This window comes from Streptomyces sp. NPDC051136 (assembly GCF_044455745.1).
Taxonomy (GTDB): Bacteria; Actinomycetota; Actinomycetes; order Streptomycetales; family Streptomycetaceae; genus Streptomyces.
In genome coordinates this window covers 225761-247900 of record NZ_JBITFE010000007.1, presented here as the reverse complement: position 1 = coordinate 247900, position 22140 = coordinate 225761, and the positions used below count along the sequence as shown (strand labels likewise).

Genomic DNA, 22140 nt, shown 5'->3' with positions numbered 1-22140 from the left:
GCCGTCCCGTCAGGCGGACCGGGTGAGGATCTGCAGCACCTCGAGCGTGCGCGGCTCGGCCTCCGGGTCCTCGCCGTCGCTGGTGGCCAGCCGTACGTGCGCGTCGCGGGCCGCCCGCACCGCTTCCGGCCAGTCCGTGTGCTCCAGGTACGCGGTCACCGGCGCGTCCGGTCCGACCTGGTGCATGATCCGCAGGACCCGCAGCACGGCCGTGTCGACGAGCGCCGCCTCCTGCGAGTCGCGGAAGACCGTGCCCACGTACTTCTCCGCCGACCAGTGGTCGAGCCAGGTGTCCTCCACCAGCCGGTACACGGCGTCGGTGACGTCCCCGTAGCCGTCGACGCCGGCCAGCCAGACGTCCCGCTGGAAGGCGGGGGCGGAGAGCATGTGCAGCGCGGAGCGCACCTGACTGCGCCAGCGCCACCACGGCATGTCGTTGAGAGGCATGCCGCCCATGGTGGTGGAGCGACGGCCGCGACGGGAAGACTTCTCCGAACCTTGCACGGTCATCGATCCTACGTTCCCCCTCCCCGCGCACCGCCGGCCCCCGCAATTCACCTCCGCGTCACCACGCGTTGACCGCCGGTCACTCCCGGGTTGGCCGGGTGAAGGAATCGTGCGGGGACATGACCGGCAGGCGACCCACCCGCAGCACCCTCCCCGGCGGCCCCCGCGGCCGTTCCCGGGCCATCCGCACCGGCGCGCTGTCCGCAGGTGCGCTGGCGGCGTGCGCGGCGCTCGCCGCCGGCTGCGGGGTCGTCCCCGGTGCCACGGGGGGCTCCGGGGGCGACGGCCCGATCACCGTCATGACCTGGGCGCCGCAGGACACCGGCGCGACCAACAAGCCGGGCATGCCCGCGCTCGCCCAGGCCTACGCCCGCTGGGTCAACGCCCAGGGCGGCCTCGGCGGCCGCAAGCTCAACGTCCTGACCTGCAACGACCACAACGACAGCGTGGCCGCGGCGAAATGCGCCCGCCGTGCCGTCAAGGAGAAGGCGGTCGCCGTGGTGGGCTCCTACAGCCAGTACGCCGACTCGTTCTTCCCCGTGCTGGAGGGCGCCCGCATCCCGTACATCGGGGGATACGGGCTGACCAACGCGGAGTTCACCAGCCCGCTGTCGTACCCGGTCAACGGGGGCCAGCCGGCCCTGCTCGCGGGGCTCGGCAGCACCCTCGCCGGGTCCTGCGGGCCGGTCACGCTGGTCCGCCCCGACACCATCGCGGGCGACCAGCTGCCCGCGCTGCTGGACTCGGGGCTGGTCTCGGGCGGGCACGAGCGGTCGCACGACCAGCGGGCGGCGGAGGACGCCACCGCCTACGACGACCAGTCCGCGCAGGCGCTGGCCCGGGAGGAGCGGACCGGCGGGGGGACGCCGGGGTGTGTGGTGCCCGTCCTCGGGGACCGCACCGGCACCTTCATGGACTCCTTCCGGCGGGCCCGCGAGGACCACCCCGGCGTGCGGACCGCGACCGTGCTCGGCAGCGTCGACCAGACGACGGTCAACGCGAGCGGCGGGGCGTCCGGGCCCTACGAAGGGGCGTACGTCACCGGCTGGTACCCGCCGGCGGACGACCCGGCCTGGGCCGGGATGAAGGAGCTGATCAAGGAGCAGGCGTTCGGCGACAACGCCGTCGACGCGGCGGACGCCGGGGTGCAGACGACCTGGATCGCGTACACCGTGTTCAAGGAGGTCGTCGACTCGCTCGGCGACGGCGAGGTGAGCGCCGACACCGTCCGACGGGCCCTCGACGACGGCCTGGAGGTCGGCACGGGCGGGCTGACGCCCGCCCTGCGGTGGACCTTCGCCGACAAGCTGGCCTCGGTCGGCTTCCCGCGCCTGGTCAACGCCGAGGTCACCCTCCAGGTCGTGCGGGACGGCCACCTGACCTCGGCCCGCGAGGGCGCCGTCGACACCACCCGCACGCTGCAGAGCGCGAACGTGGTCTAGGGGGAGCCCCGGCAGCCCGCCACGAGGGCAGCCCGGCCGGGGCGGCCCGGTGGCTCACAGCTGGGTGGGCTGCCGCTCGGTGAGGCCGTACTGCTTGGCGATGGCGTTCCACAGCTTCGCCGCCTCGGCCTTCTCCTTGCTGGCCGTGCCGCTCTCCCGGTTGGCCAGCGAGGGCTGCGTGGTGGCCTTGCCCTTCTTGCAGCCCTTCTTGCCGGCCGTACGGTCGGCCCAGGCCGCGTAGTGGTTGTCGGCCGACGCCGAGGCCTGCCACGCCTTGGTGAGCGCGGCGGTCAGCTCGGTGTGCCGGGGCAGCTTGTCCACGGAGAGCTTGCCGAGGCTGTCGACCAGCCCGCTGCGCTGCTTGGCGGCGTCGCGCAGGTCCTTGGCCGCCTGCGACAGGTTGTCGCAGGTCCGCACGTCGCTCACGGCGTTGATCACCGTGGTGCGGCTGTCGCCGCTGTCGGCGAGCAGCTTGTCCAGCTCGACGGCCTGCTGCCGGACCGGGTCGACGGACGGCGAGGCCGAGGCGGCCTCGGACTCGGAGGCGGGGGCGGTGGCGGACACCGTCTGGTTGCCGCCCTTGTCCTCGTCTCCCCCTCCGCTCGCCATCATCGCGCCGGCGCCGATCCCGACGACCGCGATGCCCACACCGACGGCCGCGATCAGCGGCAGCCGCGAACCGGAGCGTCCGCCCCGGCCGCCGTCGTCGCCGCCGGTCCCGCGCCGCCTGCCGTCACCGCCGCGCGGGCCCTGCGGGGCGTATCCGGGCCGGTCGCCGGAGTACTGCGCCTGGGGCGCGTCGAAGCGGGGCATCTGCTGGGTGGCCGAGGCCGGGCCGTCGGCGCCGGGCGCGCCGCGGAAGAGGTTGTCGAACTCGGCGGGCGGCTGACGCCCCTCGTCGGCACCGGGGCCGGCACCGAACGGGGCGGGGCCACCGGGCACCGGCGCGATGTACTGCGTGGCCTCCGCGTCGGGGTGGGACGCGGGGGGCTGGTGCCCGGCCGCGGGCTGCGCGGGGTACTGCGGGGCCTGGCCGAGGTACTGCGTCGACTCGGCGGCGTGCGGCTGCGCGGGTCTCTCCGGCGGCAGCGCACCCGGTCCCGCGGGCGGTATGTGCGGTATGTACTGGGTGGCGCCCTCGTCGGCGGACGGCACGACCGGCGGCATGTACTGCGTGGCACCCTCGTCGGCGGGCGGCAGGGGCGCGGACGGCAGCGGCGCGACCGCCCCGCCGTACTGCTGCTGGTGCTGGTGGTGTTGCTGGTCCGGCTGGTGCTGCTGGTGCTGTTCGTACTGCTGGTGCTGCTGGTACTGCTGCTGTTGGTGCTGACCGTACGACGGCTGACCGCCCGGATACGGGTCGCCAGCCGCCGCTCCGTACGCCGGGGGCTGCGCGCCCTCCGGCGGGAGCGGACCGGGGCCTGACTGCGGCGGCAGGGCGCCGGGCGCCTGGGCCGGGCCGCCCTGCGCGGGCGGCCAGGCGTGCGGCGCGTAGGACGGGTCGGGCGACGGCGCGGACGGCTGGGGGGACTCCGGTGCACCCCACGGCTGGGCTCCGGGCGGGGTGGGCCAGCCCTGGTCCGGCGGCGGGCTCTGCTGCTGCTCGGGCCCCCAGGGCCGGTCCCATGCCTGGCCGCCGGGCGGCGCCGACGCGGGCGGGCCACCGGCCTGCGGGCCGACGGGCGTGCCGGTCCGGCCGGGCAGCAAGGGCTCGCCGCCGTCCGAGGGCAGCACGATGCCTTCGCGCGCTTGCCGCGCCGAGGGCTCCTCGCCCTGTCCACTCTGCGTCACCGGGACTCCTACGAATGGGGGACCTTCGGAATCGTCGGCTCACGCTACCGGGTCCCCCGAGCCCGCTGCCACGCCGCCCGGGGCGTCAACTCCTTCCCTGTGACGGCGGTAACAAAACCCGGCCGCGGCACGCTGTTGATGTCCCTTCGCGCTCACCGCGGCGGATTCTCACGCCAGTTCACTCATCCGCGCCCCGTCCCCTCACGCGGCGGCCTGTAGGTCGAGCCGCGCGCCGAACTCTCTGACCACGGCTTCTTCCCGGTACGGCTCGAGCCGGGCCTGGAAGTCGTCCAGGTACTCGGCGCCCCGGTTGGAGCGCAGCGTCTCCAGCAGTTCCACCGCCTTCGTCGCCGTGTGGCAGGCCTGTTCGATCTCGCGCTGCTGCACCTGCGCCGTGGCCAACAGCACATGGCCGATGGCCCGCCTGCGGGCCCGCGACTCGGGGTGCCCGTCCAGGGACTGGCGGGCGTAGCGCGCCGCCGCGTCGGCCTGCCCGAGGTCACGGTGGCAGTGCGCCAACTCGTCGGCGAGGTACGCCTCGTCGAAGTGCGCGATCCACACCGGGTCGTCCCCGGCGGCCGCGTCGGCCGACTCCATCGCGCCGACCGCCCGTCCGGCCGCCTCGTGGGCCGCCCGGACGTCGCCCAGGAGCGCGTGGCCGCGGGCCTCGGCCGCGTGGAACATCGACTCCGCGCGCGGCGTCACCCGCCCGCGTGCGCCCTCCTGCGCCGCCCGGGCCAACTGGGCGATCTCGCGCGGGTTCCCGAGCTGTGCGGCGAGGTGGCTCATGGACGCGGCCAGCACGTATCCGCCGTAGCCGCGGTCCCCGGCTGCCTGCGCGAGCCGCAACGACTGGATGTAGTACCGCTGGGCGAGACCCGGTTGGCCGGTGTCGACGGCCATGTACCCGGCCAGCTCGGTCAGGCGGGCGACCGTGGCGAACAACTCGCGTCCGACCGCCTCCCGGTAGGAACCGGCCAGCAGCCCGGAGACGACGCTGTTCAGGTAGTGCACGAGGACCGGGCGCACGTGCCCGCTGCCGTACTGGTGGTCCAGGTCCACCAGCGCCTGCGTCATCGCCCGCACCGCCGCCACGTCGGACGGGCCCACCCGCGGCCCCGCCGAACGCGACACCTGCGAGTCGGGGGCGGAGATCAGCCAGTCCCGGCTGGGTTCCACCAGCGCCGAGGCGGCGACCGAGGAGCCGGACAGGAAGTCCCGGCGGCCCACGTCGCTGCGCCACAGCTCGCAGACCTGCTCGATGGCCCCCAGTACCGTCGGCGAGAACTGGAGGCCGACGCCGGAGGCGAGGTTCTTGCCGTTGGCCATGCCGATCTCGTCGATCGTGACCGTGCGGCCGAGCTTGCGTCCGAGCGCCTCGGCGATGATCGCCGGGGCCCGGCCCCGCGGTTGCTGTCCGCGCAGCCAGCGGGCCACGGAGGTCTTGTCGTACCGCAGGTCGAGACCGTGCTCGACCCCGCACACGTTGACCCGGCGGGCGAGGCCCGCGTTCGAGCAGCCCGCTTCCTGAATGAGCGCCTGCAGTCGTTCGTTCGGCTGCCGCGCGACGAGAGGCCTTGCGGCCATGGCGTAACCCCCATGCGGTCTCATGCGGTCTCGATCTGTCCCGGCGGACCGTCGGACGAGACGGATCCGGCCCTGAAGATCAATGCCCCGTCGATGTGCCGACAATGCGAGACTTGCGGAGCTTGCGAGGATTGCGTGAACTTCCGGGGCGCCGGCACACGTCGGCCCGTCGGCCCCACCCGTGGCTACCCAGCTCCCGCGGTGAATCCTCCCGCGCGCCCCCGGATGTGCACCCGTGCGCCCCGACCGCGGCGACGATGCCCCTCCCCCGCGCGCAGGGCCCCCGTAACCCCCGGTGGGCGCGGGAGTTGAGGTTCTCGTGGAAGAGACCATCCCCGGCACCGAAGCCGCCCAGATCCCGCAGCAGCGCGGCACGTCGCTGCTGGAGACCGCCGTTCGCTACGCCGAGGAGCGCCACTGGGACGTGTTTCCCGGCACCTGGCTGGTGCCCGCCGGCGGAGGGCAGTGCTGCTCCTGCGGGGACGCGGCGTGCGCCGCCCCGGGGGCGCACCCGGCGCGCGAGGACTGGGCGGCGCAGGCGACCGGCAGCGCGACCGTCGCCCGGCGGATGTGGCAGAAGCAGCAGACGGCGTCGATCCTGCTGCCCACGGGGCGGACCTTCGACGCGGTCGACGTGCCCGAGACCGCCGGGTTCCTGGCGCTGGCCCGGATGCAGCGGATGGAGCTGAACCTGGGCCCGGTGACGCTGGCGCCGGACCGGCGGATGCGGTTCTTCGTCCTTCCGGGGGCCGGGGCGAAGGTGCCCGATCTGGTGCGGCGGTCGGGGTGGTCGCCGCGGGTTCTCGATCTGGGCGTGCTGGGCGAGGGGGCGTACGTGGCGGCGCCGCCGACGCGGATGGGGACGTGGGGGGCGGTGCAGTGGGCCTGCCGGCCGACGCCCGCGAACCGGTGGCTGCCGGACGTCGAGGAGTTGATCTCGGCGTTGGCGTATGCGTGCGGTCGGGATCGTTAGGGGGCGCCCCTTCATCTGCCGGGTGGCTGTGTCCTGGCGGCTGCCGGTCGTCCGTGGTTGATCGCGCTCACGCGGCGGAGCCGCATGTCGACACGGTCCCGCGCCCCTTGCCGGCGCTCCTCCCCCGTAGGGTGCGCAGTTGACGGAGGGAGACGTGGTGAGCAACAGCGCCGTGCGGGTTCAGGGGCTCTGGAAGCGGTTCGGGCAGCAGGTGGCCGTGGGCGGGATCGATCTGGAGCTGCCGGCGGGCAAGTTCATCGGGCTGGTCGGGCCGAACGGGGCCGGGAAGACCACCACGCTCTCCATGGTCACCGGACTGCTGCGGCCGGACCAGGGGACGGTCGAGGTCGTCGGGCACGACGTGTGGCGCGATCCGGTGGAGGTGAAGGCCAGGATCGGCGTGCTGCCCGAAGGGCTGCGGCTGTTCGAGCGGCTCTCCGGCCGGGAACTGCTCGGCTACACGGGCCGGTTGCGCGGGCTGCCCGGCGACGAGGTCGACAAGCGGGCCACGCAGCTCCTCGACGTGCTCGACCTCGCGGGTGCCCAGCACAAGCTGGTCGTCGACTACTCGACCGGCATGCGGAAGAAGATCGGGCTGGCGGCCGCGCTGCTGCACAACCCGGAAGTGCTGTTCCTGGACGAGCCGTTCGAGGGCGTCGACCCGGTCTCCGCCCAGACCATCCGGGGCGTCCTGGAGCGCTACACCGCCTCCGGCGCCACCGTCGTCTTCTCCTCCCACGTCATGGAGCTGGTGGAGTCCCTGTGCGACTGGGTGGCCGTCATGGCCGCCGGCCGCATCCGCGCCACCGGCACCCTCGCCGAGGTGCGCGGCGGGGCGGCGTCGTTGCAGGAGGCGTTCCTCGAACTCGTCGGCGCACAGGGCCGGGACGCCGGTTCGGACCTGGACTGGCTGGGCGGCGGGTCCCGATGAGCGCGCCGACCTCGCCGGACGCATCGGTTCCGCCGGCGTCGTCCCCGCCGGGTTCCCCGCGCGGCTCCGTCCCCTCGCTCACCTCGGTCTTCGTGCGGCTGAAGCTGTCGCTCCTGCGCAACGGGCTGCGGCAGTCCGGCGGTCGACGGGCCGCCTGGATCGCCTCGGCCGTCCTCGTGCTGCTCTTCGCCGCGCTCCAGCTGATCGGCCTGATCGCGCTGCGCGGGTACGCGCACGTGGACGCGCTGGTCGTGCTGCTCGCCGCGGTGCTCGCGGTGGGCTGGGCGGTGATGCCGCTGTTCTTCCCGGGCGGCGACGAGACGCTCGACCCCACCCGGCTGGTGATGCTGCCGCTGCGGCCCGGCCCCCTGGTGCGGGCCCTGCTCACGTCCTCGCTGGTGGGCATCGGCCCGCTGTTCACGCTGTGCCTGTTCGCCGGTTCCGTGGTCGCGGTCGCGCACGGCGGGCCGGCGTACGTCGTCGGTGTCGTCGGCGCGGTCCTGGCGCTGCTGGTGTGCGTGACCCTCGCGCGGGCCGTCGCCGCGGCCAACGTACGGCTGCTGACCAGCCGCAGGGGACGCGATCTCGCGGTGCTCAGCGGGCTGGTCGTCGCGATCGGCGCGCAGCTCGTGAACTTCGGCGCGCAGCGGCTGGGCTCGTCGGGGCTCGGAGAGCTCGACCCGGTGGCCGACGTGCTGCGGTGGGTGCCGCCCGCGTCGGCGGTCGGCGCGATGGACGCGGCGAGCGACGGGTCGTACGGCGTCGCGGTCGCCCAGCTGGCGCTGACCGCGGCGGCGCTGGTGCTGCTGCTGCGGGTGTGGGCGCGGCATCTGACGCGGCTGATGACGGCGCCCGACGGCTCCACGGTCCAGGGCGACACCGGGGCGGCGCGCGAGCGCGGCTCGGCGGGCGCCGCCCGGTGGCTGCCGGCGGGCCGCACCGGCACCACCATGGAACGCACCCTGCGCTACGTGTGGCGCGACCCGAAGACCAAGGCGGCGTGGGTGACCTCGCTGGCCATCGGCCTGATCGTGCCGGTGTTCAACGCCTGGCAGGGCACCGGCTCGGTCTACTTCGCCTGCTTCGCCGCCGGGATGCTCGGCATCCAGATGTACAACCAGTTCGGGCAGGACACGTCCGCGTTCTGGATGGTCGCCATGACCATCTCGTCGACCCGGGACGCCTACGTCGAGCTGCGGGCCCGCGCGCTGGCGCTGCTGCTGATCACCCTGCCGTACGCGACCCTGGTGACGGTCCTGACCACCGCGATGCTCGGCGACTGGCGGACCCTGCCCGAGGCGCTCGGCCTGTCCTTCGCGCTGCTCGGCGCGATGCTGGCGACCGGCGCGTGGACCTCGGCGCGCTTCCCGTACTCCATCCCGCAGGAGGGGTACAAGAACGTCGCCCCGGGACAGGTCGGGCTCGCCTGGATCTCGATCTTCGGCGGCATGGCGGGCGCGGCCCTGCTGTGCGCGCCCGTGATCGCGCTGACGGTCTGGCTGCACGTCGGCGGCGCGGACGGGTGGGCCCGGCTGCTGCTGCCGGTCGGCGCCGTGTACGGCGCGGCGCTGACGCTGCTCGGCCTGCGGCTGGCCGCGCCGCGCACGGCCCGGCGGCTGCCGGAGATCCTCACGGCGGTCAGCAGGGGGTGAGAGTCCCGTCCGGCGGTGACCGCGAGCGGGTGGGCGACCTGGGCCGTCCGGGGCGCTCGGGTGCCCCGGCCGTCCGGGGGCCTCAGGTGTCCCTGAGGCTGTCCAGGAAGGGCTCGATGGCCGCCCGCCAGGCCTCCGGCTGGTCGTAGTGGACGAGGTGGCCGGCGTCGGCCACCTCCGCGTACTGGCCCTTCGGCAGGACGCGGACCATCTCCTGGGCCTCGGCGCGGCCCAGCTCGCCGTCGAGACCACGCACGACCAGGGCGGGGCAGCGCACCTGGGTCAGCTCCTCCCAGTGGGCGTCGTACACCCAGGTCTCCCGGGAGCGCAGCATCTGCTCCGGCTCGAAGACGGGACGCCAGCCGTCCGGGGACTCCGCCATCACCTCCGCGTAAAACTCGCCGCGGGCCGGGTTGGGGCGCTCCACCCAGGGGTCGTCCTCGCCGAACCACTTGCGGACGTCGGCGAGCGTGGCGAAGGGGACCGGCCAGGCACGGAACCACTCGGTCCAGGTGTGCTGGGACGCGGCGCCGAGGGCGGAGGCGCGCATGTCGCAGATGATCAGACCGCGGACCAGGTCGGGGCGCTTGGCGGCGAGCTGCCAGGCGGTCAGCGCGCCCATGGCGTGGCCGATGAGGACGGCCGGACCGAGACCGAGCTGCTCCAGGGCGGCCTCGACGTCCCCGACGTAGGCCTCGCGGGTGTAGGAGCCGCGCGGGGGCTTGTCGCTGCGGCCGTGGCCGCGCTGGTCCAGGGCGACGGCCCGGTGCCGGGCGGAGAGCCAGCGGGCGGTGGGGGCCCAGTGCGAGGCACGGCCCATAAGGCCGTGCAATAACAGCACGCCGGGCAGGTCCTGGGCGCCGGACGCGGGAGCGGTGGCGCCCTGCGTCCGGTCGGTCTTGGGAGGGTCCCCGAACTCCCAGGCGGCGAGGCGCACGCCGCCCGCGCCGGTCACATCGATGCGCCGCGCCATAGGTCCTGGCACCCCCAAGCTCCGCTCGGACCCGCCCGCCCTCGCGGGCCGGCCGGTCCTGTGAACCGTGTCCTGCCTGCCGTGCAGAGTATCGAATACCCATTCGAAAGAGCCGTCCCGGAGGACAACACCCCTCGTTCGAGTGACACCCCTCAGGGATTGATCGCAGCCACCCGGGGGAGATCTTCAACGGGAGGCGGACCGCTCGGGGAAAACGGTCCGAGGGGATTGACCTTGAGAGCTCGGGGCTCCAGGTCAGCACAGGGGAGGACAGGCCCCGGCGCCACTCGGCGCCGGGGCCCTCTCCGTCTCTCCGTCATGTTCCCTCCCCCTCTCCGGCCCCCGGCGACATCGCTGTCAGCCGCGGCCGGAGTCCCTCGCGTCTCGCCTCTCGCGTCCACCGCCCCACGGCACAGCCTGGCACGCGAAGCGTCCGGCCGCTGCCGTTCGGCGGCACCGGGCCGCCGAATCGACGGGACCCGGTCACCGGGCCCTGCCGGGTCCGGTTAGCGCTTGGCGACGAACACGTGGGAAGCGGTCTCCGCCTCCAGCTCGGCGGCCTCGCCGCCACTGCCCACCAGCACGCCGCCGGCCGACTCGGTCACGCTCACCACCGAGCCCGGCTGCACCCCGGCCCGGCGCAGCGTGTACATCAGCTGCGCGTCCGTCTGGATCGGCTCGCCGATGCGGCGCACGACGACCGTCTTGCCTTCGAGCCCCGGGTCGAGGTCGGCGAGGGACACCATGCTCTCGTCCAGGAACGGATCGGCGCCGTCCTTCTCGCCCAGCTCCTCCAGGCCCGGGATCGGGTTCCCGTACGGCGACTCGGTCGGGTGCCGCAGCAGCTCCAGGACGCGGCGCTCGACGGCCTCGCTCATCACGTGCTCCCAGCGACACGCCTCGGCGTGCACCTGCTCCCACTCCAGGCCGATCACGTCGACGAGCAGGCACTCCGCGAGCCGGTGCTTGCGCATCACGCGCGTCGCCAGCCGCCTGCCCTCCTCGGTCAGCTCCAGATGCCGGTCGGCCGCCACGGCCACCAGGCCGTCGCGCTCCATGCGCGCCACCGTCTGGCTGACCGTCGGACCGCTCTGGTCGAGCCGCTCGGCGATCCGCGCACGCATCGGGACCACACCTTCCTCCTCCAGCTCGAGGATGGTGCGGAGGTACATCTCCGTGGTGTCGATCAGTCCGGACATTCGTGCCCCTCGATGAGATTGCCGGAGGCTACGGCCCACCGGCGCGTGCGCTGGCCCTGCACCAATTCTGACGCATACCACCGACAACCGTGCCCCGCCGTCGGAAGCGGTGCCCCGACACGCCCGCTCGCACCGGCCCCGCCGCGTCGACGCCGTATTGACACCGCACTGGTCCAGACCGCACCGTGATCCGCGACACAGCCACACCGAAGGGGCCCCGCATGAGCGACCGCAAGCCGGCCGGCCAGTTCCTCGACGCGGCGATCGATCTCCTGCGCCGCGTGCGCGACGAGGAGGCGGACGGCATCGAGGCGGCCGGCACGCTGCTCGCCGACACCGTGCAGAGCGGCGGCCGGCTCTTCGCCTTCGGCGCCGGGCACTCCTCGCTCGCCGCCCAGGACGTGGTGTACCGGGCCGGCGGGCTCGCCCTGATGAACCTGCTCACCGTGCCCGGCGTCGTCGGCGTCGACGTGATGCCGGCCACGCTCGGCTCCGCCCTGGAGCGCGTCGACGGCCTCGCGAGCGCCGTGCTGGACTCCTCCCCGCTGCGCGAGGGCGACGCCCTCGTGATCATCTCGCTGTCCGGGCGCAACGCCCTGCCCGTGGAGATGGCCATGAACGCCCGGGCCCTCGGCGTCCGGGTCATCGGCGTGACCTCGGTGGCGTACGCCTCCGAGACGACCTCGCGGCACTCCTCCGGCACGTTCCTCAAGGACCACTGCGACCTCGTGCTGGACTCGAAGATCGCCGTCGGTGACGCGGAGCTGAGCCTCGACACCGTCCCGGCGCCCTTCGCGCCGGCCTCCACGGTCGTCACCAGCGCCCTCATGCAGGCGATGACGGCCACGGCGGCCGCCACCCTCGCCGACCGCGGCGTCGAACCCCCGCTGCTGCGCTCGGGCAACGTGGACGGCGGCCACGAGTGGAACGGCCGCGTCCTGGAGCAGTACCGGGACCGCATCTTCTACCGTCGCTGAAAGCGGGCCGGGCCCGCCGACCACCGGGGCCCGCTGACCGCCAGGCTCCCGCAGACCGCCGGGCTCCGCGACCGCCGGGGCCGCTCGGGCCGTGAGCCGCTCGGGCCGTGAGCGCGCCCCGCCGCCGGGGCGCCGGTACCGGGACCGCAGCTTCTACCAGCTGAGCGCGCGCTCGGGGCCCGCCGACCGCCAGGCTTCCGCAGACCGCCGGGCTCCGCGACCGCCGCCGGGGCCGCTCGGGCCGTGAACCGCTCGGCCGGAGACCCGCCGGCCGCCGTCGGGGCGCGCGCCGCGGCCACGCAGACCACCGGCGCTCGCTGGGGCCGCTGGAGCATGCCGCAGGCGCAGCGCGGGGCGCGCCCGCTCGCCACGCCGCCTCGCCCGCCGGCGCCCCGCGCCCACGCCTCCTCCGCCGTCCCGCGCACCCACCGCGACCGGCGTCGCCGGTGCCGACGAGGCGCCGCGGCTTACCCGCGGTGTGATCCGCCGGACCGGCGCTACCGCTGCTCCGCCGCGCCGGCCAGGTCCAGCGCCATCGCGATCCGTACCGCCACGTCCTCGGCGTACATCACGTCCTGCCGCTCGAACGCGCTGCGGCCCGCGCCCCGCAGGAACGTGACGACGCCGAGGGTCCGGCCGCGGCTGCGCAGCACCGCGCACAAGCCGTGCACGGTGTCCGCCGGCCACTGCCGGGCCGTGGCCCACCGCCGCACCTGCTCCTCGGGCACCGTCCGCACACCCGCACTGGCCCGCACCGAGCCCGCCCGCTCGACGCACTGCACGGCGGGGTGCCCCTCGCCGTAGCGCACCGGCAGCCCGGAGGTCCCGGACGGCACGCTCGGCCCCGGCGCGCCGGACGGCGTGGCCGCGACCCGCACCAGCCGCACCGGCTCGGCCGCGTCGGTGTCCGGCACCGCCCCGCCCACGACCCGGTCGATCAGGGCGTGGTCGGCGAACCCGGCCAGCGCGAAGTCCAGGTGGACGACGGCTGCCTCCGCCGGGTCCTCGCACTCGGCCGCGGCACGCGCCGCCCGGTGCAGCTGGTTGGCCCGGAACCGCAGCAGCGACGCCTCCTGCTCGGCCTGCCTGGACTCCGTGACGTCCTGGAACAGCCAGCCGACGCCCAGGGGCACCGGCTCCTCGGCGAGCGGCGAGGCCAGCCGCACGAACCCGCTGCGCCAGCACCGGCGCCGCTCACCCTCCGGCGTGCGCAGGCTCACCCACACCTCGGCCGGCGCGGGCGGCGCGCCCTCCGCCAGGACGTGCGTCAGCGCGTTCTCCAGCTCCTCGACGCCCTGGGCGAGCAAGTCGCCGAGCGGCCGCCCGAGCACCGACGTGCGCCCGGCACCCAGGGCACGCGCCGCGTGCGCGTTGACCACGGCGGGCCGCAGGTCCGCGTCGACCAGGACGACACCCCAGCTCGCGTCCTCGAGCAGGGCCTCGCTCAGCGCGATGGACCGCTCCAGGTCGATCTGCGCGTGCACCTCGCTGAACGCGCAGTACACGCCCGCGGGCCTCCCGTCGGCGCCCCGCACCGCCGCGGACTGCGTCCGCACCAGCACCCGGCCGCCGTCCTTGGTCAGCAGGGCGAACTCGTGCACCTGGCGCCCGGGCGCCCGCATGGCGGACAGCAGCCGGTCCTCGACCTCACCGGCGTCCGCGCTGCGCACGGCCCAGCCCGCGAAGCCCTGCCGTCCCACGGCCTCGGCCGCGCTCCAGCCGAGGATCCGCTCCGCCTCGCGGTTCCAATGGGTCACCACCCCGTCCGCGTCGAAGGCGCACAAGGCCGCGTCCATGCCGTCGAGGAGCGCGGCCAACAGGTCCGCGCCGTCCCGCTCGGGCTGCTCCGGCTCGTCCGGCCCCAGCTCGTCGGTGGTCCCACTACGCCGGGAAGCACTCACCTGGACCCCCTGCAGGCTGCGTCCGCCGTACCGTACGTCGGTTCACTCGCTGGCCTTCATTCAACTCGAACGTGATGCAGCACACACCGGGTTCCCACAACTTCGCGGAAATCGTTGTACTGCGGAAACTCGGCATAAGCCCCCGTCATGAGGGCGCCCCGTGGGAGCCGTCCGGGGCGTCGGCGAGCCTCAGGTCGACCCACTCGTCGCGCTCGCCGTCGAGCACGTACCGCTCCGTCTCCACGTACCCCCGCGCCCCGGCGAACCGCAGTCCGTCGGCGTTGGCCGCCAGCACCACGGTCTCCACCACCGAGGCGCCCAGCACGCGCGCGTGCGCCAGGCCCTCCTCGTGGAGCGCCGTGCCGATCCCGCGTCCCCGGTACGCCGGCAGCACCCGGGCGATCACGGTCGCCACCCGCTCCCCGCCCCCGGGCGGCCGCACGGTGGAGCAGCCGACGAGGACGTCCCCGAGGTAGGCGTTGGCCAGCCGGTTGCGCCCGGCGCGTTCCCGCGCCTCGTCCGGGGTCATGGCGGCCGGCGGCACGATCACGTTGTGCACGTGCCGCCACTCCTCCACCATGGCGTCCCCGTCCACCGGCTCGATCCGCAGCCCCGAGCCCGCTCCGGCGGCGACCGGGCCCCGCCGCGCGTCCACCTCGATCTCGATGCGCATGCGTTCGTCCGCGAGCCCGCACACCATCATCGTCGCGGCCGGCCGCACCCGCCCGAACGCCTCCCGCAGCACGGGCCAGCACGGCTCGAAGTCCTCCCGGGCGGGCAGCAGGTACCGCACCCGGACGACGTCCTCGAAGGTGCACCCCGCCGCGGCCAGCGCGGCCCCGATGTTCCGCAGGCACTGCTCGGCCTGTTCCACCACGCCCTCGGGGATCGTCATCGACGCGTAGTCGAAGCCGGTCGTCCCCGACACGTGCACCCGGTCCCCGTCGACGACGGCCCGGGCGTACCCGATCCGTTCCTCGAACGTCGAACCGCTGCCGATCGCTCGCCGCACCGAAGGCTCCCCCTGTCGCTTCGTCATGGGCCGAACGGTAGGTGACCAGCCGGGAAGTGATCAATCAGCTGATACGCCAAGATCACGCGCCGGTTGACGCATAGCAGATGCTTCGACCGCGCGTCGCGGGCAAGCCCGAATTTCGCACATCCGGGCGATTCTCCGGAGCGCGCCCGCATCGGTCGCCCGCGGCCCCCTAGCGTCGAAGGAGCCGAAGAAGGGAGGTCACTCGCTCCCCACCGTGAGGTCGTCGAGTGACCAGCCCCAGTCATCAAGGTCCGGTGGACCAGGGAGGTGCCCCGATGACTACGTTGCCTACAGGCGAGCAGACCCACCAGGCTGTGCTTCCTCAGCAGCCTGCTCTGGAATCCGTGGGAGCAGACACCCCGGGGAGCAGGGACGAAACGGCTCACGGAGACCCCGCCGCAACGCGGGACGCCGGTAGGAGACATGGGCGAGGGGAGACCGGCGAGCGAGGCACCGAAGCTCGTCGGCGTCACGCCAAGAGCGCTGCCCCGGTGGCGCAGGCGGCAGAGAAGGGGAGCGGTGACGTTCCCACAGTCGAACCGGTCTACGAAGGGGGCATCGGCGCGGCCAGGGTCTTCGTACTGTCCAGGGACGGGCAGCCACTCATGCCCTGCCACCCCGCTCGTGCCCGGAAGCTGCTGGCACGCGGCAGGGCGGTGGTTGTCCGCCGCGTGCCCTTTGCCATCCGGCTGAAGGACCGGACCCGCACGAAGTCATGCGTTGACGGCGTACAGCTGCGCATCGACCCCGGCTCCCACGGCACGGGCCTCGTCCTCACCGACGAAAAGAAGGAATCCGGCACACACAATGCCGTGATCACGGTCCGCCGTGGTCTGTTCTCGGTCGAGCTCCAGCATCGCGGTGACCAGATTCGCGCGTGCATGCAACAGCGCGCCGGATATCGACGTCGGCGGCGCTCGGCCAACCGCCGCTACCGAGCACCACGCTCATGGAACCGCACCCGGCCCATCGGGTGGCTGCCACCTTCCGTGCGTCACCGAGTCGACACCACCACCTCGCTGGCCAACCGTCTGACCCGCTACGCCCCCGTCACCGAGATTCACGTGGAAAGCGCCGCCTTCAACATGCGCAGGCGAGGTCACTCGGGCGGGCATACCCGTACGCGTCTGCGGGCCAGGTGGGACAGTACCTGTGCCTATTGCGGGGTCGCCGGGGTCCGTCTCAATGTGGAGCACGTCAGACCCCGCAGCCGAGGCGGCTCAAACCGCATCTCGAACCTGGTTCTGGCCTGTGTGCCGTGCAACCAGGCCAAGGGAAGCCGAACTGTCGAGGACTTTCTGGCACACCGGCCCGAGCGACTCGCCACGGTCCTCCAGCAGGTCCTCTCGCCGCTCGACGACGCCGCAGTCATGAATGCCGTCTCGCCTCGGCTCACCGAAGCGCTGAGCGTTCTCGGCAGACCGGTACATGGCTGGTCCGGTCGGCTCACCAAGAAGGCGCGGGACCTCTCCGGCCTCTACAAGACGCACACCATGGACGCCCTGTCGGTCGGGTACCTTGATCACGATTCCGGGAGCCGGATCGTACGTGTCGCCGAACAGGTCCTCGTCGCCAAAGCCACTGGGCGGGGATCGTACGCACGCACCACGCCAGACCGCTATGGATTTCCGCGGTTGCACCGATCCCGCACCAAACAGCACTTCGGATACGTGACCGGGGATCTCGTGCGTGCCGTCGTGACCTCGGGCATGTGGGTGGGCACTTGGACCGGCCGAGTATCGGTCCGTGCCAGGGGCCAGCACAGCGTCACCACGCCGGGAGGCCGGATCGACGTGTTCCACGAGCGTCTGCGACCGTTGCAGCGGGGCGACGGGTACGAGTACGGCGCACGAGCCGAGTCGAATCCCTCTCAAAAAGAGGTTGATGGAGGCGCGACTCATTCCTAGTGTGGGCCTCACACCGAAGGGAGGTGATCCGGCGAATGTATGACAACCGGACGCGTGAGGTGGCTGCGGGCTAGCGGCCCGGCACCACACGGAGTGCGGCGCCGGACCAGCGCGTGAAAGACGCGTGCAGCCGGCCCAATCCCAATGCAGTCACCCGACCCGCGAGTCGCCGGTACGTCCGGCCGGCTCCTCCACGGAGGAACCAGACTCGCGGGTCGCCTGCGTTCCGGGACCGGGGCGGTCAGCCCGCGATGTCGTCGTAGCCCTCGATCTCGCGCGGGTCGCGGGTGCCCGGGCCGACGTAGCGGGCGGACGGGCGGACCAGGCGGCCGGTGCGCTTCTGCTCCAGGATGTGGGCGGACCAGCCGGCGGTGCGGGCGCAGGTGAACATCGAGGTGAACATGGGCGCCGGGACCTCCGCGAAGTCCAGCATGATCGCGGCCCAGAACTCGACGTTGGTGGCCAGCACGCGGTCGGGGCGGCGGGCGTGGAGCTCGGCGAGGGCGGCCTTCTCCAGGGCCTCGGCGACCTCGTAGCGCGGGGCGCCCAGCTCGCGGGCGGTGCGGCGCAGGACGCGGGCGCGGGGGTCCTCGGCGCGGTAGACGCGGTGGCCGAAGCCCATGAGGCGTTCGCCGGCGTCGAGGGTCTTCTTGACGTAGGCCTCGGCGTCGCCGGTGCGCTCGATCTCCTCGATCATGTGCAGGACGCGCGAGGGGGCGCCGCCGTGCAGCGGCCCCGACATGGCGCCGACGGCCCCGGAGAGGGCGGCGGCCACGTCCGCGCCGGTGGAGGCGATGACGCGGGCGGTGAAGGTGGAGGCGTTCATGCCGTGCTCGGCGGCGGAGGTCCAGTAGGCGTCGACGGCGGCGACGTGCTTGGGGTCGGGTTCGCCGCGCCAGCGGATCATGAAGCGTTCGACGACCGACTCGGCCTTGTCGATCTCGCGCTGCGGGACCATGGGCAGGCCCTGGCCGCGCGCCGACTGGGCGACGTAGGACAGGGCCATGACGGCGGCGCGGGCGAGGTCGTCGCGGGCCTGCCCGGCGTCGATGTCCAGGAGGGGCTTGAGGCCCCAGGCGGGCGCGAGCATGGCGAGGGCGGACTGGACGTCGACCCTGATGTCGCCGGAGTGCACGGGGATGGGGAAGGGCTCGGCGGGCGGCAGGCCGGGGTTGAAGGCTCCGTCGACGAGCAGGCCCCACACGTTGCCGAAGGAGACGTGCCCGACGAGGTCCTCGATGTCGACGCCGCGGTAGCGCAGGGCGCCGCCCTCCTTGTCGGGTTCGGCGATCTCCGTCTCGAAGGCGACGACTCCCTCTAGCCCGGGTACGAAGTCGGACATCAGGCGGCTCCTCGTGATCAGTGGTGTACGGCGACCTGGGCGGGAGACGGTGCGGCGCCCCCATGGATCCACGGTCCTGTTCGACTCGCGGTCCTGCCGGTCACCCCTGTGATGCCCCGTGCGGCCGTCGGTCATCCGGCCGGAGCGGGAGCAAGCACGATATCCCCGCGTGCCGCGCTTGGGGAGTGGGTGCGGCACTCGGTGCCAGCCGGGTCCGGGGGACGGGGGGATGCGGCAGGATGGGCGGCGTGACCGATCGCGAAGCCGATTCCACCCGCCCCGCCGGCGCCGACGTCCCCTTCGACCTCGCCTCGATGCGCAAGCAGTACCGGGCCGAGGGGCTGGCCGAGCCCGAGCTGGCGGCGACGCCCGTCGAGCAGTTCGCGCGCTGGTTCAAGCAGGCGGCGACGGACGGCGGGCTGTTCGAGCCGAACGCCATGGTGGTGTCCACCGCGGACGCCGAGGGGCGGCCCAGCTCGCGCACGGTGCTGCTGAAGCACTTCGACGAGCAGGGGTTCGTCTTCTACACCAACTACGACTCCCGCAAGGCGCGCGAGCTGGAGGCGAACCCGTACGTCTCGCTGCTGTTCCCCTGGCACCCCATGGCCCGGCAGGTCGTGGTCACGGGTGTGGCGCGCCGCACCGGGCGGGACGAGACCGCCGCCTACTTCCGGACCCGGCCGCACGGCTCGCAGCTGGGTGCCTGGGCGAGCGTCCAGTCCTCGGTGGTGCCGGGCCGCGACGCCCTGGACTCGGCGTACGCGGAGCTGGCCGCGCGCTATCCGGAGGGCGAGCAGGTGCCGGTGCCGCCGCACTGGGGCGGGTTCCGGGTGGTGCCGGGGGCGGTGGAGTTCTGGCAGGGCCGGGAGAACCGGCTGCACGACCGGCTGCGGTACGTGGCGGAGGGCGGCGGGGGCTGGCGGGTGGAGCGGCTGAGTCCGTGACGGGTCTCGGCGCCTCGCCCGGAGCCTGCCCCGGACGTACGCCGTGCGGTGACCGTCCGGCTCAGTCCAGCGCCTGCTCCAGCAGGCGCGTCCACTGCTCGACCACTCTCTCCCGTCGGGCCGCGTCGTCGGTGAGGAGGTTGGCCAGGCCCAGGCCGCGGGCCATGTCCAGGAGGCCCTGGACGGTTTCGCGGGCGCCGGGGCGGGTCTCGTCGGCGGCCAGGAGGTCGACGGCGACGCGGTGGCTCTCGCGGCCGACGCGGGCCTCCAGTTCGGTGACCCGGCCGCGCAGCTGCTCCTCGTTGGAGGCGGCGACCCACAGGTGCAGGGCGGCGCGGAAGAGGGGGCCGGTGTAGAGGTCGACGAGGGCGGCGACCACGGCGCGCCGGTCACCGGCGGTGGCACCGTCGGGGAAGAGGGCGCGCAGCGCGGTGGAGCGTTCCTCGGCGACGTACTCCACGGCCGCCGTGAAGAGGTCCTCCCGGGTCGGGAAGTGGTGCTGGGCGGCGCCGCGGGAGACACCGGCGTGCTCGGCGACGACGGAGACCGTGGACCCGGCCCAGCCGCGTGCGGCGAGGCAGGCCACGGCGGCCTCCAGGAGCCGCTGCCGGGTGGCCCGGCTGCGGTCCTGCTTGGGTACGCGCTCCGCGCGCTCGGCCGCGCCCACGGCGCCGCTCACACCACCCATTGCGGATCCCGTCGTTCGAGGAAGGCCGTCATCCCCTCGCGGGCCTGCGGAGAGGCGAACAGCCGGGCCGAGAGCGCGGTCAGGCCGGCCGCGTCCCGGTCGAAGGCTTCCAGCACCCTAGCCGTGAGCAGCCGTTTCGTCTCGGCCAGACCCTGGGGTGAGGCACGGCGCACACCGTCGAGGACGGGTTCGAGTACGGCGTCCACGTCGTCGCCCGCCGCCGTGACCAGGCCGATGCGGGCGGCCTCGGCGGCGTCGAAGCGCTCGCCGGTGAGGTAGTAGCGGGCGAGGGCGCGGGGGTCGGTGCGGGGCAGCAGGGTCAGGGAGATCACGGCGGGTGCCACGCCGATGCGGACCTCGGTGAAGGCGAAGGTGGACGCGGTGGAGGCCGCCGCGATGTCGCAGGCGGCGACCAGGCCGAGGCCGCCCGCGCGGACGTGTCCGGCGACCCGGGCGATCACCGGCTTCGGCACTTCGGCGATCTGCCGGAACAGGCCGACCAGGGCGTCGGGGTCGGGCGGGTCGCGCAGGTCGGCGCCGGCGCTGAAGGTGGTGCCGGTGTGGGTGAGGACGACGGCGCGGACGCCGGGGTCGCCGCCCGCCTCGGCGAGGGCGTCGGCGAGGTCGCCGACGAGGGCCGCGGACAGGGCGTTGCGGTTGTGCGGCGCGTCGAGGGTGAGGGTCTCGACGCCCCTGGCGCCGGTGCGGTTGATCAGGGTCATCGCTGCTCCCTCAGCTGCCGGCGGAGGATCTTGCCGGAGGCGGCCCGGGGGACGGCGTCGGCGAAGGTGACCCGGCGGACGCGTTTGTAGGGGGCGACGCGTTCGGCGACGTACATCATGATCTCGCCCTCGGCGAGCCGGGGTGCGGTCGGCCGACGGACGACGAAGGCGTGCGGTACTTCGTTGCCGTCGTCGTCGTAGGCGCCGATGACGGCCGCGTCGGCGACGCCGGGGTGGGTGAGCAGGAGGGCCTCCAGTTCGGCGGGGGCCACCTGGAAGCCCTTGTACTTGATCAGTTCCTTGACCCGGTCGACGACGAACAGCCAGCCGTCGGCGTCCACGTGTCCGACGTCGCCGGTGTGCAGCCAGCCCTCCTCGTCGATCATGGCGGCGGTGGCGTCGGGCCGGCCCAGGTAGCCCTTCATGACCTGCGGCCCGCGGATGAGGATCTCCCCGGCTTCGCCGGTTCTGAGGTCCTTGCCGGGTTCGGTGAGGGAGATGATCCGCATCTCGGTGCCGGCGATGAGCTTGCCGACGGTGCCGGGTGGCGCGGCGGCCATGGCGTCGAGGGGGACGACGTGGGTGCCCGGGGACAGTTCCGTCATGCCGTAGGCCTGGCCGACGGGCGGCAGGCCGAGCCGCTGGGAGCAGGCGGCGGCGAGGCGCGCGTCCAGCGGGGCGGCGGCGCTGACGACGTACTTCAGCGAGGACAGGTCGTAGTCGGTGACCAGGGGGTGCTTGGCGAGGGCCAGGACGATCGGCGGGGCGACGTAGAGGCTGGTGATGCGGTGGTTCTGGATGGCGGCGAGGAACTGCTCCAGGTCGAAGCGGGGCAGCACGACGACGGTGGCGCCGAGCCGCAGCGGGGCGTTCATCAGGGCGGTGAGGCCGTAGATGTGGAAGAACGGCAGCACGGCGAGGACGCGGTCGCCGGGTGCGGCGGGCATCAGCGGTTCGAGCTGGGTGAGGTTGGTGGCGATCTGCCGGTGGGTGAGCATCACGCCTTTGGGCGTGCCGGTGGTGCCCGAGGAGTACGGCAGGGCGGCGACGTCCTCCGCGGGGTCGAAGGCGACGGACGGTTCGGGTGCGGTCGAGGCCAGCGTGTCGACGAGGGAGCGGTGGCCGGGCGCGCTGTCGCAGACCAGGATCTCCTGGACGCCGCCTGCCAGTTCGGCGGCCCGGCGGGCGGTGGCGAGGAGCGGTGAGACGGTGACGATCCAGCGGGCGGCGCAGTCCTTGAGCTGTTTGGCGAACTCCTCGGCGGTGGCGAGCGGGTGCACGGTGGTGACGGAGGCGCCCGCGCGGGTGGCGGCGTAGAAGGCCAGGGGGAAGGCGACGGTGTTGGGGCTGTGCAGGGCGAGGACGTCGCCCTTGCGCACGCCGGAGGCGGCGAGGGCGGCGGCGACGCGCCGGTGGAAGCGGTCCACCTGCTCGTAGGTGAGGGTGGTGCCGTCGGTGCCGTCGATCAGCGCCGGGGTGGCGCCGAAGGCGGCGGCCCCGCCGAGCACCGCGTCGTGGATGGGCAGGTCGACGGGCGGGACGTCTGCGTACTCGCTGCGGAACAC

Annotated in this window: 18 protein-coding genes; 7 read left to right on the top strand and 11 right to left on the bottom strand. The window is 73.8% G+C overall.

The annotated features are described in order from the left end of the window. Positions 1-9: 9 nt before the first annotated feature. Positions 10-510, bottom strand: a complete 501-nt coding sequence (locus ACIBCJ_RS21675) for a hypothetical protein (RefSeq protein ID WP_133888976.1) — start codon at positions 508-510, stop codon at positions 10-12. Between the two features lie 116 nt (positions 511-626). Here ACIBCJ_RS21675 and ACIBCJ_RS21670 point away from each other — a divergent pair, with 116 nt between their 5' ends. After that, entirely contained in the window at positions 627-1949 is a 1323-nt protein-coding gene (locus ACIBCJ_RS21670; RefSeq protein WP_365980740.1) for an ABC transporter substrate-binding protein, read from the top strand. Positions 1950-2003: 54 nt separating this feature from the next. Here the strand turns inward: ACIBCJ_RS21670 and ACIBCJ_RS21665 are convergent, their stop codons facing one another. Both ACIBCJ_RS21665 and ACIBCJ_RS21660 read right to left on the bottom strand, forming a co-directional pair. Further along, positions 2004-3740 carry a hypothetical protein gene (locus ACIBCJ_RS21665; RefSeq protein WP_365980741.1) on the bottom strand — a complete coding sequence of 579 codons (1737 nt, stop codon included), beginning with the start codon at positions 3738-3740 and terminating at the stop codon, positions 2004-2006. A 201-nt stretch (positions 3741-3941) separates the two neighbouring features. Further along, entirely contained in the window at positions 3942-5327 is a 1386-nt protein-coding gene (locus ACIBCJ_RS21660) for a transcriptional regulator (RefSeq protein WP_133888974.1), read from the bottom strand. Positions 5328-5646: 319 nt separating this feature from the next. Here ACIBCJ_RS21660 and ACIBCJ_RS21655 point away from each other — a divergent pair, with 319 nt between their 5' ends. The 3 genes from ACIBCJ_RS21655 (at position 5647) to ACIBCJ_RS21645 (ending at position 8883) form a co-directional block, all read left to right on the top strand. Then, positions 5647-6300 carry a bifunctional DNA primase/polymerase gene (locus tag ACIBCJ_RS21655; protein WP_362101460.1) on the top strand — a complete coding sequence of 218 codons (654 nt, stop codon included), beginning with the start codon at positions 5647-5649 and terminating at the stop codon, positions 6298-6300. A gap of 139 nt (positions 6301-6439) precedes the next feature. Beyond that, positions 6440-7231 carry an ABC transporter ATP-binding protein gene (locus tag ACIBCJ_RS21650; RefSeq protein ID WP_365980742.1) on the top strand — a complete coding sequence of 264 codons (792 nt, stop codon included), beginning with the start codon at positions 6440-6442 and terminating at the stop codon, positions 7229-7231. Then, the gene (locus tag ACIBCJ_RS21645) at positions 7228-8883 is read left to right on the top strand and encodes a transporter (RefSeq protein WP_365980744.1); all 1656 of its coding nucleotides are present in this window, start codon (positions 7228-7230) and stop codon (positions 8881-8883) included. The genes ACIBCJ_RS21650 and ACIBCJ_RS21645 overlap by 4 nt, the downstream gene beginning before the upstream one ends. Positions 8884-8965: 82 nt before the next feature. On the opposite strand, the gene ACIBCJ_RS21640 is transcribed toward ACIBCJ_RS21645, so the two are convergent. Next, the gene (locus tag ACIBCJ_RS21640) at positions 8966-9856 is read right to left on the bottom strand and encodes an alpha/beta hydrolase (protein ID WP_362101468.1); all 891 of its coding nucleotides are present in this window, start codon (positions 9854-9856) and stop codon (positions 8966-8968) included. A 506-nt stretch (positions 9857-10362) separates the two neighbouring features. Beyond that, positions 10363-11055 carry a metal-dependent transcriptional regulator gene (locus ACIBCJ_RS21635; RefSeq protein WP_362101471.1) on the bottom strand — a complete coding sequence of 231 codons (693 nt, stop codon included), beginning with the start codon at positions 11053-11055 and terminating at the stop codon, positions 10363-10365. Positions 11056-11276: 221 nt separating this feature from the next. On the opposite strand from ACIBCJ_RS21635, the gene ACIBCJ_RS21630 reads away from it, so the two are divergent. Further along, positions 11277-12032 (top strand): SIS domain-containing protein, encoded by a 756-nt coding sequence (locus tag ACIBCJ_RS21630; protein ID WP_362101473.1) that lies wholly within the window; start codon positions 11277-11279, stop codon positions 12030-12032. Between the two features lie 497 nt (positions 12033-12529). Here ACIBCJ_RS21630 and ACIBCJ_RS21625 read toward each other — a convergent pair whose 3' ends face one another. Then, positions 12530-13933, bottom strand: coding sequence for a PAS domain-containing protein (locus ACIBCJ_RS21625; RefSeq protein ID WP_362101476.1), 1404 nt, complete (start codon positions 13931-13933; stop codon positions 12530-12532). 145 nt (positions 13934-14078) lie between these two features. Then, positions 14079-14972 carry a GNAT family N-acetyltransferase gene (locus ACIBCJ_RS21620; RefSeq protein WP_365980745.1) on the bottom strand — a complete coding sequence of 298 codons (894 nt, stop codon included), beginning with the start codon at positions 14970-14972 and terminating at the stop codon, positions 14079-14081. 491 nt (positions 14973-15463) lie between these two features. Between ACIBCJ_RS21620 and iscB the strand changes: the two genes are divergently transcribed. Continuing rightward, a complete protein-coding gene (gene iscB, locus ACIBCJ_RS21615; RefSeq protein ID WP_365980746.1) occupies positions 15464-16879 on the top strand; it encodes an RNA-guided endonuclease IscB in 1416 nt (471 codons plus the stop codon). 241 nt (positions 16880-17120) lie between these two features. Here the strand turns inward: iscB and ACIBCJ_RS21610 are convergent, their stop codons facing one another. Further along, positions 17121-18221 (bottom strand): citrate synthase 2, encoded by a 1101-nt coding sequence (locus ACIBCJ_RS21610; protein WP_133888965.1) that lies wholly within the window; start codon positions 18219-18221, stop codon positions 17121-17123. Positions 18222-18460: 239 nt separating this feature from the next. Between ACIBCJ_RS21610 and pdxH the strand changes: the two genes are divergently transcribed. Continuing rightward, positions 18461-19165, top strand: coding sequence for a pyridoxamine 5'-phosphate oxidase (gene pdxH, locus ACIBCJ_RS21605; RefSeq protein WP_365980747.1), 705 nt, complete (start codon positions 18461-18463; stop codon positions 19163-19165). 61 nt (positions 19166-19226) lie between these two features. On the opposite strand, the gene ACIBCJ_RS21600 is transcribed toward pdxH, so the two are convergent. The 3 genes from ACIBCJ_RS21600 to ACIBCJ_RS21590 are packed head-to-tail and all read right to left on the bottom strand — an operon-like array spanning position 19227 to position 22140. Beyond that, positions 19227-19853, bottom strand: a complete 627-nt coding sequence (locus ACIBCJ_RS21600) for a TetR/AcrR family transcriptional regulator (RefSeq protein ID WP_362502411.1) — start codon at positions 19851-19853, stop codon at positions 19227-19229. Beyond that, a complete protein-coding gene (locus ACIBCJ_RS21595) occupies positions 19841-20575 on the bottom strand; it encodes an enoyl-CoA hydratase family protein (RefSeq protein ID WP_365980748.1) in 735 nt (244 codons plus the stop codon). The genes ACIBCJ_RS21600 and ACIBCJ_RS21595 overlap by 13 nt, the downstream gene beginning before the upstream one ends. Continuing rightward, positions 20572-22140, bottom strand: coding sequence for a 4-coumarate--CoA ligase family protein (locus ACIBCJ_RS21590; RefSeq protein WP_365980749.1), 1569 nt, complete (start codon positions 22138-22140; stop codon positions 20572-20574). The genes ACIBCJ_RS21595 and ACIBCJ_RS21590 overlap by 4 nt, the downstream gene beginning before the upstream one ends.

What these genes read in the sequence shown, in the direction of transcription:
- ACIBCJ_RS21675 (WP_133888976.1), bottom strand. Translation starts at nt 510, where the DNA reads ATGACCGTGCAAGGTTCGGAGAAGTCTTCCCGTCGCGGCCGTCGCTCC.
- ACIBCJ_RS21670 (WP_365980740.1), top strand. Translation starts at nt 627, where the DNA reads ATGACCGGCAGGCGACCCACCCGCAGCACCCTCCCCGGCGGCCCCCGC.
- ACIBCJ_RS21660 (WP_133888974.1), bottom strand. Translation starts at nt 5,327, where the DNA reads ATGGCCGCAAGGCCTCTCGTCGCGCGGCAGCCGAACGAACGACTGCAG.
- ACIBCJ_RS21645 (WP_365980744.1), top strand. Translation starts at nt 7,228, where the DNA reads ATGAGCGCGCCGACCTCGCCGGACGCATCGGTTCCGCCGGCGTCGTCC.
- ACIBCJ_RS21640 (WP_362101468.1), bottom strand. Translation starts at nt 9,856, where the DNA reads ATGGCGCGGCGCATCGATGTGACCGGCGCGGGCGGCGTGCGCCTCGCC.
- ACIBCJ_RS21635 (WP_362101471.1), bottom strand. Translation starts at nt 11,055, where the DNA reads ATGTCCGGACTGATCGACACCACGGAGATGTACCTCCGCACCATCCTC.
- ACIBCJ_RS21630 (WP_362101473.1), top strand. Translation starts at nt 11,277, where the DNA reads ATGAGCGACCGCAAGCCGGCCGGCCAGTTCCTCGACGCGGCGATCGAT.
- ACIBCJ_RS21620 (WP_365980745.1), bottom strand. Translation starts at nt 14,972, where the DNA reads ATGACGAAGCGACAGGGGGAGCCTTCGGTGCGGCGAGCGATCGGCAGC.
- ACIBCJ_RS21610 (WP_133888965.1), bottom strand. Translation starts at nt 18,221, where the DNA reads ATGTCCGACTTCGTACCCGGGCTAGAGGGAGTCGTCGCCTTCGAGACG.
- pdxH (WP_365980747.1), top strand. Translation starts at nt 18,461, where the DNA reads ATGGGCGGCGTGACCGATCGCGAAGCCGATTCCACCCGCCCCGCCGGC.
- ACIBCJ_RS21600 (WP_362502411.1), bottom strand. Translation starts at nt 19,853, where the DNA reads ATGGGTGGTGTGAGCGGCGCCGTGGGCGCGGCCGAGCGCGCGGAGCGC.
- ACIBCJ_RS21595 (WP_365980748.1), bottom strand. Translation starts at nt 20,575, where the DNA reads ATGACCCTGATCAACCGCACCGGCGCCAGGGGCGTCGAGACCCTCACC.